A 14,141-nucleotide genomic window follows, 5' to 3' on the forward strand; every position below is an offset into this window, starting at 1 on the left:
GCGCAGAGCAACGGCCCGCTGCGGTACAACAACGCGGCATCCACGAGTCGTTCATTACAACAACAGCCGGCATCGGTACGAATATTTGGAGACAAACATGATGATTGGCATCACTAATCTTATCGTGAGATCCGGGCGGCAGCTATTGTTGGTGGCATGCCTCGCGAACGCTGCTTCGGCATCCGCGCAGACTACAGTGGGACGTGCGCCGACGGTTTCGGAGCCGCAGGGCATCAATCTCGGTTCCACCAGTTTCTTCGACGGATTTTCAGGACCGCCCGGCTGGTCGTATCTCGGCGAACTACGCTATTCGACGGCGGATTCGATCAAGAACGCGGACGGCAACACGAATGGCGCGTTTCGTCATCCGCGGATCGATTCGTTCACGTGGGTCAATCATCTGGCGTATGCCTCTCCTTGGCACCTGGCGGGCGGCACGTTGGGCTTCAACGTGATTGTGCCGCTCACCTGGCTGCATGGCAGTTTCGATCAACCTGGGGCGAGCTTGTCGGGCGGCGGCACGGCATTGGGCGACGTGACGTTCGGACCGCAACTTCAGTATGCGCCCATTCTGGGTTCTTCGGGGGAGCCCCTGTTCGTGCAGCGCTTCGAGTTCGACGTGATTGCGCCGACAGGGCAGTACAAGCACAACGCAGATCTCAACCAGAGTTCCGGCTATTTCTCGCTTAATCCGTACTGGGCAGCGTCGCTGTTTCCGCTGCCCAAAGTCGAGATTAGCTGGCGGCTGCATTACCTGTACAACTTCAGGAACCGTGATCCGGCCGCGAGTTACCCGCTCGCGTTCGACAACCAACCCGTCAGCGACACTCAAGCCGGCCAGGCGGCCTGGATCAACTTCACCACCTCGTATGCGCTCACACCTTCATTGCATGTGGGCGTGAATGGCTACTTTTTCCGCCAGCTTGTGGACAGCCGCATCAACGGTACGTCCGTGGCTGGCCGCGAGCAGGTGCTCGGCATCGGCCCGGGACTCTTCTGGCAGATGACCCGAACCCGCGCGCTGTGGTTCAACGCATACACGGAAACCGCTGTACGTAACCGCACGCGCAACAGCCTCATCCTTCAGGCGCAGGTCGCCACGTCGTTCTGAAAACGCGACGGGCCACTGAAGCGGTCGTATGGCCGTAAGCAGAGGGGCGTGTGGATCAACGGGGTGGGTCATTGTCAAGGCAAGCGGCCCATCGACGGCACTCACGGCTACCTCGGCACAACCGCCGTCCTCTCCGCCCCGCGGGCTTGTATAGCGTGATGACGTTCGACTGTCCGGTGTAGACCGCTTGGATTTCTAGAGCAGATCAGATCGAGTTTGACAGTCGTGAGCCTCAGTTCGGGCAATTTACTCAATCAAACAACGAGATTTCCGACCCGCGCAGAATTCGGTGGAATACACACGCCGATCCAACTCAAAAGTAGCTTGTAGTCCGAGTGCTAGCCGGGGGCTCAATCCGGGACGACAAACCAGACAACGTCGTTGATCATACAAAACGTTGGTTTAAGCAATTTTGTTCCCACCGGTTTGGCGAGAATCGGGCGTCTGACGCCGCAATAGGAACAATTTTTCCTTGATAAATTCTTAGAGAAATTGTTCCTTCGCCGCAGAGGCAAAGCAATTTTGTAACTTTTTCGACGTGTTGCCGAAGAGGCGGCTTGCTTTCTGCCGAATGCCCTCTATCTTTGAACTTCGTCTGCCCCTGTAGCCTCGGTAATTGCTTTATCGGAGGGGCCATGCAAGCAGCCGACGTTGACGACAACCTTCGCTATTCTCGCCGGACGGTGGGTGGGCGGAGCATTGATACGTCGCAATGGGCCACGCCAGACGAGGGAGCGCTCAATGACGCGAGGCGCGCCCTGTATCTTGCGAGAAAGCGGGCTGTCTCACTATATCTTGAAGGTGCTTCGGCTCAGACCATCAGGCAATTGACTTCACTCGGCGCCAAACAAGCCTACCGCCTCATCAGGGAGCGTTGCCTGGAGACGCATCCCGACGGGCAACCTTTCGGATGGCGAGGCCTTGTTCCTTGGTACAGGGTAAAGCGCTACCAGCGACGTACGAAGATTCGCGTCGATCGGTTTGGCAGTGGTGGAGCTGGTGCGCTACAGACGCTGCTGGATCATCGTCCCGATCTGCGTCGGGCATTCGATGCGCGAATTTGCGCAGGTAGCTCGTGTAAACTGCTCGTGGAAACCCGAAAGTCGAGACGGCGTCATTGCGCTTGGTTTTTGGATCAGTTGCGTGTGCTCGGATACGAGGTGCGCAACGAGTGGCCATTCAATACCGCCAGCTTGGGTTACGTTTCGATCTGCCGGTACATCGACGGCGTGCTGGCGGCGGATCCGCGTGCACTGGCAGCCGTCACGGGTGGTCCGGATCGGGTGTCGAAACTGAAGACAGGTGATGGAACTGGGCGTCCTGTTTTGAAATTCATGCAGCGTGTCGAGATGGACGCGCACAAGCTGGACGGGCGCTTCTGCGTTTCACTGCCACTGCCCGGTGGAGGTTTTCGCGACAAGATCATTCATCGTCTCTGGGTCATCGTCATCCTTGAGGTCGTCTCGCGCGCTGTCATAGGCTACTACTTCAGCATGAGGCGGGAGGTTTCCAAGGATGATGTGCTGCGTGCGATGAAGCGCGCGTTAGTTCCATGGAGCCTGCGTCCTGTTAGCTTCTGCGCTACCCCGTACCTGCCCGAAGCCGGGCTTCTTTCCACGTTAGGGGATGAGTTCAACGGGTTGTGTTGGGACGAAACCAGCGTGGACGGAGCTTTGGCGCAGACCTGCCAGCATGTGCGCGAGGCACTACGCGACGCGGTTGGTTCCACGTTGCTCGAGCCTGCAACTTCGTTCTCGAAGCGGCGAAGCAAGGACGATCGACCCTTTATCGAGACGTTCTTCCGCAATCTCGCTGGCCAAGGTTTTCAGCGTATGTCGAACACGACCGGGGCCAAACCGCAGGATCGTAAGGGGAAGGAGCCGGAGGCTGTCGCACTGGCAAGCCGTTTCCAGTACGAATACGCGGAAGAACTGCTGGACGTGCTTATTGCCAACTATAACGCCTCGCCACACAGCGGCATCGGTAACCGTACGCCGCTCGCCTACGCGAGATTTCTGTATCAGCACACCGACCAGCACTTCCGCCGGGCTGACCCCACGGTGATCGAGGCATTGTTCAGCATCCGCAAGCGCTGTGTCGTGCGTGGTGGGGCCGAGGCGGGGCGTGCACCATTTGTCGAATTTTATTACTGCCGCTATACGAGCGAACTGCTACAGAACAGGCATGACTTGGTCGGGACCGGGATTTGGGTAATCTGCCACAAGGAGGATGACTGCAGGGTCATGCTCGCCTCAACGCTGGATGGCACGTCGCTCGGTGTTCTGAGGGCAGCACCGCCCTGGCACATTTCGCCCCACAGTCTTGCCGTGCGTACCGCGATTTGCCAAGTCTGCGCACGCGGACAATTCACGATTCCCGCAGGCGGCGACGCGATCGAGGCTTTCATACATTTCGTAGAAAGCCAAGCTCATAGCAAATTGCCGGTTCACCCCGCCTATCTGGAGGCAAGGCGAATCCTTGCTGCAGCGGCCGAGACCTCAATTGGCCCCGCAATGCTGGATGCTGCGCTGGCCCGTGCCAAACCCGGTAACGTTTCTTCCCAAGCTACTTCGCAAGTGGGAGAAGTAACCGATAGACGTGCACGTCCCGACTCGGCTACATCCAGAGCCTCGGCCATCGGCGACCCAAGGTTACCTCCGCGCCGCATGGCTGCGACGAGATAAGCCGTGGCGTTCGAATTGCCCGAGCGCATTGATCCACGGCACTGTATCGTTACGCGGCAGTATGCGGTTTATACACCGCCCATGCACGAAATGATTGCGCAGATTGGAGACTGGATCGATCAGCAGCGACCCGGCGGCTATATTTATGGTGCTTCCCGTCTGGGTAAAACGCGATGCGTGCAATGGTACCTCGCTAGCGTACTTGAGGAGCGCTTCAAAGCCGTGCTGCCGCTGGTCGTGTGGAACCGGCGCGCGGACAGTCATACGAGTGAAGCGGGATTCTGGCACCAGATTCTCCTGGCTTCTCGATTCGAATTTGCCAATCCGCTGAAGCCTCCTCGAAAGGCAGAGGCGATGTATCTGTGCCGGCAGCGTTTCATTGCCATAGCGAACAATTCCGAAAGAAACTATCTGGTTTTGCTGATCGATGAAGCACAGGACCTTACCCTACGGGAATGGAAATGGCTCGTCGGACTGCAGAACGACCTCGACTACGAGGGCTACCTGCTTAGCGTATTTTCGGTCGGATCGCATCAATTGAGTTACCACCATGAATATATGGCTAGCACGGGGAACGCGCACGTTGCAGCCCGTTTCATGGCGGCGCATGCCCGATTTCACGGGTTGCGATCATGCAGCGAACTCGGCTATGTGATGAACGGCTACGATATCGACTCTGAATGGCCACCCGGCAGTGGGATTTCGTATCTCGAATATTTTGCGCCGGCAGACTTTGCAGCCGGGAGGCGCCTGACCGATAGTGCCGGTGATTTATGGAAGGCGTTGACAGAACTTTCCCCTGATGCTGCGCGCCGGCACATAGAGTTTCCTATGCAGCACGTCGCGAGGGCAACCGAGGCGATGCTGTTCCGGTTATCCAGGGGAGAGGACTGGAACGAGGTAACCTCCTACGAAAGCTGGCTGAATGAACTGGCAAGGGCGAATTTCTCCGACCACATGCGTATCATCTCGACGGGCACCTGAAAAATGTCGGGGTATCCGTCTGTCAACTGGTGGCCTCGCAACCTCCGCCCGTACGAGTCGAGGCTTTCTTTCCTGGCCCGGTTCAGTGAGCTGAACGGCATCAATGCCCGCCAATGTCTGAAGTTTCTCCAGGTCGACCTCGATGGGAGTAAATCGCTTCCCGATAGGGAAATCACGCGCATTTCCTCCGTCCTGAACGAAACGTTGTCGCTTGTCCATGGCGTATTCTCGCCGTCGCTGAACTTTACTGATTGCGGTTACTACGCCCCACCGGGGGCGATGCGCGATCGGAGTTTCATCCGTTACTGCGAAGAGTGCGCGCAGCATGGCTACCACAGCTACCTGCACGAAGCCACATGGCTTTCGCGGTGCCCATTTCATTTGACTGAGCTCAGCATCGCCCCAATTGGGATACACACAAAAACCATCGTCGTGCAGCACGTGGAGGCACTTAAACGCGTCATGCTCAAATGTTGCAGAGGATGGCCGCATGGCGACAGCGACGGTTTTCCTGCGCTCGAACAAGCGCATATTGTGTCGCTGACCGATTGGGTGATACGTGCGAGTGGTGTTGCTGCCAGCCTATCGCGAGGAGAGATATGGCGCTCAGGCGACGGCGCGTTCCTCGGGGATCTATCGCTCGGCCAGGCAATCGGTCAGATACGTATGCTCGCGACAATGCCCGCTAGTATTGAACCGCTTTTCCGCGAACACTGCCACACATGGCGGATGGAGTCACGGCCGTTTGCACGTCAAGCTAGACTCGAACTTGAGCGACTCCGGGAACATCACCTTTCGTTTGATCGTGTCTTTGACTTCTACAAGAATCTCGGTGCGCATCTACCCAATCCCCCGCCGTTTGTTGCACGTTGCCGAACAGTACAAGATGTTCTCAAGAGCCGCCATGGTTCGTGCCATTGCCGGTGGGGACTTGTCTATGGGGGATGGACAACTGGCACTGGATTCCGGTGCATCCAGATGAATGGCCCCACGAAGGCTGCACATGTCCGTTTGAGGTTGCGTACAAAGAACTTGAACTAGGGTGGGGGCGGTTTGAGCAGACGCTTTCCAGCCGCAAGGAGGATCAGGAATATTTTCGCTTCATAGCCCTCTCGAAAGAAATGCGTGATGCCGGCCTGATCAGTTATGCGAAGGATGCAATGGTGACGCCAGACGGATTTTTGCATATCGACCAGGATCTTTGGTCCTGCTGTGAGTGGCGTCAGGATTCACCGCTGACCGATCTTTTCAACACGGCCGCAGCCTGGGAAGTCGAATCGGCCTTTGACGCACAGATCGCATGGCTTGATAGCCTTGAGCAAGGTATTGGACCATCCGAACGCGACGATCCGAAATATTGTGTTCGCCTGCGTGCGACCGAGGAAGGCCTATTGCTCATCCGATGGACCAAAACTGCATGAATCCATGCAACGCGCGCAGTTGTTCGCGAAGCTGAACGTCGTAGAAGTTGATGATTGTGGCAAACCCACGAAAAAGGGCTCCGGATAACCGGAGCCCTCCCCCTAAATTGCGCACGATCCTCGCGTCGCCCTCACTGAAAGGAGGTGTGAACAAGGTTCGGGCGAGACGCGATTCTCGTACGCACTAGAGCCAGCTAACCGCTTACCAGTAGAAGCCGCCGCCGATCACCGCGCCGACTTCGCCGCGGCTGCTGGTGTTGGCCGACGCCTTGACCGTCCACTTGCCGTCACGCGTCATGTACGACACGCCGAGCGCACTGCCGTACTCGCCGCCGTACGTGCTGCCGGCCATCGATACGAAGGTACGGCCCGGGATCGTCGACTGGGGCAACCCGGCCACGGCCATCGCCGCCGCCACGCCCCCCATCGCATCCTGGCGGGCGCTGTGGACCGTGTTGTTCATCTGCTGCACATTGACCGCGTCAGTCGGCGCGGTGCCGGCTGCGACGTTCGTGATCTGCCGTTCGTTGCCGGCCGAACCGACCGACACCGCATTGTCGCGATCCGCGACCGAGCCCGCGCCGAGCGCGACCGAATTGTTGCCGGATGCGACCGAGCCCTGACCGAGTGCCGTGCCGTTCGTACCCGACGCAACCGAGCCTTGACCGAGTGCCGTGCCGTTCGCACCCGACGCAACCGAGCCTTGGCCGATGGCCGAGCTGTTAGCGCCGGACGCGCTCGAATTCTGGCCAAGCGTCGAGCTGTTTTCGCCTGACGCGACCGAACCTTGGCCGACGGCCGAACTGTTGCTGCCCGATGCGACCGAACCTTGGCCGACGGCCGAACTGTTGTTGCCGGACGCGACCGAGCCCTGACCGATGGCTGAGCTCTTGTCACCCGATGCGACTGCACCCTGGCCGATGGCCGAGCTGTACGCACCGGACGCGTCCGCGCCTTCGCCAACGACGACCGAACCTACGCCCGTGCCTGAGCCACCCGTTCCCGTTCCAGGGTTGCCTTCGAGGTCGCCGAGACGATCGGCCATGTCGTCGAAGCGGTTCGACAGATCGCCGACCTGTCCGCTTAACCGGTCGTATTGATCGGCGAACCGCTCTTGCAGGTCGTAGAGCTGGCCACCGTTGATCGCGTCCATGCTCGTTGCGCTGACCTCGCCGGCTGCAACCCGGTGCAGGACCGTCCCGTTCGAGCCGGCAAACGTCACACTATCAAACGACAAGCCGTTGTCGTATGTGACTGCGCCGACTTCCTTGCCCGTGTAGTCGATGAGGCCAGTCGCGCGAAGTTGCGAAACCGTCACGACATCGTCGTCGTCAACGCCGTTCGCGACGCCGGACAACTTGCGCAGCGTGCCGCCTGAGCCGGCGAAGTTCACCGTCGTGCCGCCCGTCGTCGCTGCGACCGTAATCGCACCGGTCGTCGGATTCTGCTGAACGAGGCCGAGCGTGCCACTACCGATGTCACTGGCCAGCTTCGAGATCGCGCCTTCGTTGGTCGTGACGCGCCCGTCAAGGTTTGTGACGACGTCGCCGACCGAGTTGACGACCTTGGTGCCGCCGCTACCGTCGCCGACTGTGAAGGCCGGTGCCGAGATCGAGCCGTCGGCGTTGACCGTCGCACCACCGCCGATCGCCGACGCAACGCTGTCCGATACACCGTGCAGTTGCGAACCGTTGATCGCATCGGTACTTGCAGCCGAGACGTCGCCTACGGCGATGCCCGTCAGCTTGCGATTGCCAGCGGTACCGGCGAAGTTAACGGCCGCGCCGTCGGTTTTCGCGCCGACCGTGAGATCGTCGCCTGCGGCGGCCTGCTGAACGAGGCCGAGCGTACCGCTGCCGATTTCGTCGGCGAGCTTCGAGATTGCGCCTTCGTTGGTCACGACACGCCCGTCAAGGTTTGTGACGACGTCGCCGACCGAGTTGACGACCTTGGTGCCGCCGCTGCCGTCGCCGACCGTGAAGGCGGGTGACGAGATCGAGCCATCGGCGTTGACCGTCGCGCCACCGCCGATCGCCGACGCAACGCTGTCCGATACACCGTGCAACTGCGAACCGTTGATCGCATCAGACCGCTGCCTCCTTGCCCGGCTGCGCGATCCGCGACCGAGCCACTTCCCAGCGCGACGCCGTCGTTGGTGACGGCAGACGCACCGGTGCCGAAAGCCATCGCCCGATCCGAGCTTGCTCGCGCGCCCGTACCGAACGCGATCGAATCGTCACCCGAGGCGGCTGTATTGTCGGTGGTGTTCTGGCCTGTTTCAGTACCTGCGCCGTTAGTCAGGTCCGTCGCCGCGGCACCGATTGCGATCGAGCGCTTGCCCGACGCGTTGGATGACGTGCCGATGGCAGTGGCATCCGTGCCGTTACCGGTGGCTAGTGTACCGATGGCCGTGGTGCGAATACCGTTTGCGGCAGAGAAGGAGCCAATGCTCAGTGCCTGGAGGCCCGTGCTGTACGCGCCTGTACCCAGAGCCGTGCCGAATCGGTTTATTGCATTGGCATATGTGCCGAGGGCCACACTACCAATACCGGAGCTCGTGGAATGTGATCCGATGGCGACCGCGCCTGGAGAGCTTGCATTGGCGTTGTCGCCGAAAGCGGCTGCATATCCATAGCCACTGATCATGCCGGGCATGAGGCCCAAATTATCAACCCGTCGTCCCCCCATGTTGAGTCCGATGTCCCAGCCGCCCCCATCGGCGGCGGCACTGTCCCCATACTGCGTCGCGGCGGCGGCTACAGGTTGGACAAACAGCAAACTCGTCATTCCGGCAGCCGCGGCGATAACGCATAGGCGGCCTGCGATGCGGCGAGGCGATGACGAGACGCCTTTCGAGCGAGACTTCGCCGTTTCGGCTGCGGCCGTCCACGTGTTCGTCTCTGCGTTCCAGATGCTGCGATAGATCTTGTTCATTTCCCCAATCCTTTCAGTTTGTCAGGTAATAAACCCATGGTAGGGATCGGCCGCGTTCCAATCTGTCGTCCGCGACCTATTCGAGATAGCGACTACGTAGGCCGAGTCCTACGTGTCGCTTTCGTCGACGAAGACCTATCGCGAAGACGCTCGGGCAGAAAAACGGGATGGGTCGGAGAGGTGAGCCGCGCAGGGCGGGGCGGCCAAGCAATATGCAGATAGACGGCGCTTGTGTCGCGCAAACAGAAGCCGCTGCCGGGTACAGCACGTGCGCGGTCACGTCTCGCGACGGCCGCGACCTTGTTGTACGTGGCGGCCGCTCAGTGGCGTACTCATTTGGCGAAGCTCAAGCAAAATCCGGAAAGGGACGGGCAGACGCGGCGCCAAAGCCGCCTCTGGCCAACGCTGCGCCAATGCTGACTGCAGCCTTTGATTGGCCGCCCGTCATCGGCGGCGGTGCCGACGATCATGGCACCACATCCCGACCGGTAAGCCGGAGCCGACTGCGGTCACGGCGGGTACCGGAAAGCGAAGATTGAAAGGAGCGTGTCAGGGCGCTCGTGACGAATAGGCAGATAAATAACATTATCAGACCATCATCAAATTTGATCTAAACTGGCAGTCATGAAAACGCGCGACACCCTCCCCATCGACCAGACCGGGCCTGGTTTTCCCGACGAAGCCGAACTCGCCGCATTGCGCAGTTGGTATGCCGGCGTGGACGCGAGGGCAGCCGTCGCCCGCTATCTGGGCGATCGCCGGGCAGTCGGGGCATCGTCGCGCGGCGTGCTCGGCCGGATTCGCAGGCGGCTCATTGCGTACGCGCAAGCCCGCCATCGTGCTGACATCGCAGCCGTATTCGTTGCTCGCTCGACGAGCGCGTCGGCCGAAGGCGTCGCCCGCGCGATCGAGCTCCTTCGCAACCTGCCCATACCGGCGCCGCTGATCACCGACACCGTCGAGCAATGGCTGCCGCCCCGCATCGTCGAAGCGCTGCACGCGTACGGTGTTCGGACACTTGCGGACCTGACCGTGCGGATTCAGCGACGACGTCGCTGGTGGTCGGCGATCGCTGGACTCGGCGTCTCCGGAGCGCGCCGCATTGAGGCGTTCTTCACCGAACATCCGGCACTGACCGAACGAGCGCGCGCATTGATCGTGGTGGCGCCGTCCGGCAGCATCGTGCCGTGGGAACAGTTGTGTGTGCCGCACGAGGTCGACGGTTCGCGCGGCCAGTTCCGCGCCCCGGCAAGCGCCTGCCTGCTGAAGGCTTCGAACGACTACGAGGCGGTTCAGTCGTGGCTGTCGCTGCACGAATCGGCCGCCACGCAGCGCGCCTACCGGAAGGAGGCTGAACGCCTGATCCTGTGGGCAATCGTCGAGCGCAGTTGTGCACTATCGTCGCTCACCACCGACGATGCGATCGCCTACCGGAGTTTCCTGCGGCGGCCAACGCCGTGCGAGCGCTGGATTGGTCCATCACGGCCCCGGCACCACGTCGAATGGCGGCCGTTCACCGGTCCGCTGTCCGCCCGCTCGGCAGCGTATGCCCTGAACGTCTTGTCGGCGCTGTTTCGATGGCTCGTCGAGCAGCGCTACGTGCTCGCGAATCCGTTTGCCGGTGTCAAGATCAAGCGCCACGCGCAGCGCGCAGGACTGGATGTGTCCCGCGGCTTTACTGAAGGTGAGTGGCTGCTGATCCGCACGCTTGCCGATGGCCTCGAATGGTCATACGGCTGGAGCGCGCCGGCCGCCCAGCGCCTGCGGTTTATGCTGGATTTGGGCTACGCGACTGGCCTGCGCGTGAGCGAACTGGTCAGTGCAACGCTCGGCGATGTCCGTCGCGACGAGCACGGCGATCACTGGCTGCATGTGCTAGGCAAGGGCGGCAAGCTCGGCAAGGTGGCGTTGCCGTCGCTCGCGCGAACCGCGCTGGATCAGTATCTTGTGCAGCGCGGACTGCCGGTCACGCCGGCGCGTTGGAACCCGGCGACGCCGCTCGTCGTGAGTCTCGACGAGGATGGCGCGGGTATCGAAAGTACGCGACTGGGGCGCGTGCTGCGCCGGTTCTTCGTGCTGTCCGCTGACGCAATCCAGGACGAACGGCCGGCAACCGCTGAGAAGCTGCGGCGCGCGAGCCCGCACTGGATGCGGCACACGCACGCGTCGCACGCGCTCGCGCGCGGCGCCGAGCTGATCATGGTGCGGGACAACCTGCGCCACGCGTCGATCTCGACGACGTCGACCTATCTGCATAGTGACGAGGTGCAGCGAGCCCGGCAATTCGATCGGGCGTTTCGGTCACGGGATTTCCAGCGGTAGGCTAGGGCGCCGGAAGACGCGGTTTCGCGAAATCGCCGTCTTGAAAATTGTGCTATGTAGAAGATTCGAAGACTGTCGAATGTCCGTTGGCGAGAGGAAATACCATGTTAAGCAGGGGTGATCGGGCACAGGTCGTCAAGGAGTTTCCCGAGCACTTGGCCCGGATGAGGAAATGCCTGGCGGACACGGGACGTATCGTGTCTGACAGTGACATCGCGCTCGCCTGGGCCAGATATTCAGATAGCCTATGCGCTAGCTGGCTGGAACCGCCGCACGACGATATCGCCTTGACCGAGACGTTGCTTCGATATTTGCCGCAGACCGACGCTGCCGCGGAAGGCGCGTTTCGGGCGCGACTTGAGGACGCTGACGACGATACAGGCGACGCCATCCTTGAGTTGCCTTTGCAATGTTTGGATCGGCTCGGGTGGGAAATCGGAGACACGCTGTCGATCAGTCAGGACGCGCAAGGTAGATTGATATTGCGTCGAATCTCAGATGAAGAGGTTTGACGTTGTATGTTCTTGATGTACGCACGGCCATGCGAAGTTTCCCGCCTAGGGGGCTGGGAACAAAATTACTTTAAAAGCGGGAACAAGATTGCTTAAACAGACGCAAAAGTCAAACAGACACTCCGATTCCGAGGAATTTGACATAATTGTATCTGTCGTCGGAAAGCCTTGTAGTGCCTAGGTCGAAATTTCCGCACTTGAACGCACCGACATACCGAGTATTCGGTTCGCGGCGATATGGAAGTAAATCTCAGCTGGACATTGGGGCTTCAATTACGCCGATGCCGCCACCCGGACAGTCCGCTGGTTAGTCTAGGAAGCGAGCCCTGATAGTGCCGGGGTCGGGCACAGGCCCGCGCATTGTTGTGTCTGTGGACAACGCGACGAGCCGGTTCGGATGCGGTACTTCACGCAACCTGAATCGACCTTCAGCTGCTTCGGAGCGACGTGAGCGGGTATCGAGCGGCGCGGCAAACCGGCGCGCACTGACACGGTTTAATAGACACACACGTTCGAGCCGATTCCGTTTTCAATCGGCGATACAGAGCCAACCCGACGGGAAAACCCGTCGACAAGACGGGTTTGGGTCTGTGCTTGACCGCTGCTTGAATTCCCTCGTGTTCCCGCCATCGTTTGCGCGGGACCAACGGCGAGGGGACAGATCATGCGTGTGAACGATAATATGGACGTGATATCGCTTCGCGGCCGAGCCGAGAGTGCGACTGCCATGCGGATGGCCGGTCCGGCCGTATTGATGATATGTCGATCCGATAATATCAGCGCGGGCTGCGCCAGCGGAGATGGGCGATGACCACGCAGGACTTCGTGGCGATGGCTCAGCAGTGTGCGCCCGCCGTCGCTCCGCAGACGTTGGCTGCCATTGTGCGCATCGAATCGGGATTCAATCCCAACGCTATCGGCGTCGCCCATGGTCGATTGGCGAGACAGCCTCGGCATGAGGACGAAGCGATCGCCACGGTCGAGGCATTGCAAGCGGCAGGCTGGAACTACAGCGCCGGCCTCGCGCAAATCAATCGCGAAAACTGGTCTCGTTACGGATTGACCGCGAGGACCGTCTTCGACGTCTGTCGGAACCTGAGCGCTGGTGCGGCGATTCTTCGGGCATGTTTTCTGCGCGCTCGCGTCATTCATATCCATCCACAAGAGGCGTTGCGCGCTGCGCTGTCGTGCTATGCGAGCGGGAATTTCGTAACCGGATTTCGCGTCGGATATGTGCGACGGATTACGGAAGCAGCGGCGTCGGGCGACACTTTCGTCCCTGCGCTGACGTCAGTTGCAAAGCCGATTCCGGTGATACCCGACCGTGTGACTGGGTCTCGGGCTGAGAGCCGCGGGCGCTCGACTCCTGTGTCTCCTCCACCCTCGAACCCGAACGACGATACAGCGCGAAGCCAAAATAACGGTGGAGTCGCAGGCAGTGCCGTGATCTTCTGAGCAAGGCAGGCAGAATTCGGCCGGATGGAGTGCATCATGAAATCTGTATTCCTAATTAATATAAGCGTCGTGAAATTGAGAAAAACGTATGTTGCGTGGATCTCGTTGAATTGGCGCCGCATCGCAGTGCTCAGCGTGCTTGTCATGGCAACCCCCACGGCATCTGCGCAACTCAGTCAGGTCAATACCTTGCTGATCACTATCCAGAACACGTTGCTCGGTGTAGGCGGGGTGGTGTGTTCGATTTCCATCATCTGGGCTGGCTTCAAGATGATGTTCCAGCACGCCCGGTTTGGCGATATTGCGCATGTTTTCATCGGCGGCCTTTTCGTTGGGTGTGCAACGGTCATTGCTGGCATGTTGATTCCGACGGCCTAACGTGAACACGGAGATGATTGTGGACACACTCTCTGATCCCGTATTCAAAGGCTGCACGCGGCCAGCGATGCTATGGGGCGTTCCACTTGTACCGCTGTTGACGGTCGGTGGCGGTATGCTGATCCCGGCAATCTGGGTATTGATGGCGAGTGCGGCTTTGGGCGTCGCAATCGTACTGTTGATCGTTCCCGTGTTCGCGACGATGCGCATGATTACGCGTCAGGACGACCAACGTCTCGCTCAGCGCATGCTACGCGCGAAAATGAGACTGCGCCAGCGCAACCGGCGCTTCTGGGGCGCGCATGCCTATGCGCCGATCCGATTGAAGGCGCGAGGGTGA

9 protein-coding genes and 2 pseudogenes are annotated in these 14,141 nt (G+C 60.1%); 9 read left to right on the forward strand and 2 right to left on the reverse strand.

Annotated elements, in window-relative coordinates; genetic code table 11:
- Positions 1-97 precede the first annotated feature (97 nt).
- The 4 genes from H3O04_RS01610 to H3O04_RS35965 all read left to right on the forward strand — a co-directional run bounded on the left by H3O04_RS01610 (position 98) and on the right by H3O04_RS35965 (position 6,200).
- Positions 98-1,111 carry a SphA family protein gene (locus H3O04_RS01610; RefSeq protein WP_202586996.1) on the forward strand — a complete coding sequence of 338 codons (1,014 nt, stop codon included), beginning with the start codon at positions 98-100 and terminating at the stop codon, positions 1,109-1,111.
- A 635-nt stretch (positions 1,112-1,746) separates the two neighbouring features.
- A complete protein-coding gene (locus tag H3O04_RS01615) occupies positions 1,747-3,795 on the forward strand; it encodes a hypothetical protein (protein WP_237666137.1) in 2,049 nt (682 codons plus the stop codon).
- A gap of 3 nt (positions 3,796-3,798) precedes the next feature.
- A complete protein-coding gene (locus tag H3O04_RS01620; protein WP_202586997.1) occupies positions 3,799-4,779 on the forward strand; it encodes an ATP-binding protein in 981 nt (326 codons plus the stop codon).
- 944 nt (positions 4,780-5,723) lie between these two features.
- Positions 5,724-6,200, forward strand: coding sequence for a hypothetical protein (locus H3O04_RS35965; RefSeq protein ID WP_237666138.1), 477 nt, complete (start codon positions 5,724-5,726; stop codon positions 6,198-6,200).
- Positions 6,201-6,402: 202 nt separating this feature from the next.
- Here the strand turns inward: H3O04_RS35965 and H3O04_RS01630 are convergent.
- Together H3O04_RS01630 and H3O04_RS36610 are read right to left on the reverse strand one after the other, a co-directional pair.
- Positions 6,403-8,265: pseudogene (locus H3O04_RS01630) on the reverse strand (YadA family autotransporter adhesin); the annotation flags it as partial.
- A gap of 95 nt (positions 8,266-8,360) precedes the next feature.
- Positions 8,361-9,134, reverse strand: a pseudogene (locus tag H3O04_RS36610) (ESPR-type extended signal peptide-containing protein); the annotation flags it as partial.
- A 624-nt stretch (positions 9,135-9,758) separates the two neighbouring features.
- On the opposite strand from H3O04_RS36610, the gene H3O04_RS01635 reads away from it, so the two are divergent.
- From H3O04_RS01635 to H3O04_RS01655, 5 genes are all read left to right on the forward strand, one after another.
- The gene (locus H3O04_RS01635; protein ID WP_202586998.1) at positions 9,759-11,456 is read left to right on the forward strand and encodes a site-specific integrase; all 1,698 of its coding nucleotides are present in this window, start codon (positions 9,759-9,761) and stop codon (positions 11,454-11,456) included.
- A 104-nt stretch (positions 11,457-11,560) separates the two neighbouring features.
- Positions 11,561-11,968, forward strand: coding sequence for a hypothetical protein (locus H3O04_RS01640; RefSeq protein ID WP_202586999.1), 408 nt, complete (start codon positions 11,561-11,563; stop codon positions 11,966-11,968).
- Positions 11,969-12,775: 807 nt separating this feature from the next.
- The gene (locus tag H3O04_RS01645; protein ID WP_202587000.1) at positions 12,776-13,423 is read left to right on the forward strand and encodes a lytic transglycosylase domain-containing protein; all 648 of its coding nucleotides are present in this window, start codon (positions 12,776-12,778) and stop codon (positions 13,421-13,423) included.
- Positions 13,424-13,447: 24 nt separating this feature from the next.
- Positions 13,448-13,801: a TrbC/VirB2 family protein gene (locus H3O04_RS01650; protein ID WP_012493064.1), complete on the forward strand. Its 354-nt coding sequence runs from the start codon at positions 13,448-13,450 to the stop codon at positions 13,799-13,801.
- A gap of 19 nt (positions 13,802-13,820) precedes the next feature.
- The gene (locus tag H3O04_RS01655; protein WP_202587023.1) at positions 13,821-14,141 is read left to right on the forward strand and encodes a VirB3 family type IV secretion system protein; all 321 of its coding nucleotides are present in this window, start codon (positions 13,821-13,823) and stop codon (positions 14,139-14,141) included.

It is taken from the genome of Burkholderia sp. KCJ3K979 (assembly GCF_016759955.1).
Lineage (GTDB): Bacteria > Pseudomonadota > Gammaproteobacteria > Burkholderiales > Burkholderiaceae > Burkholderia > Burkholderia orbicola.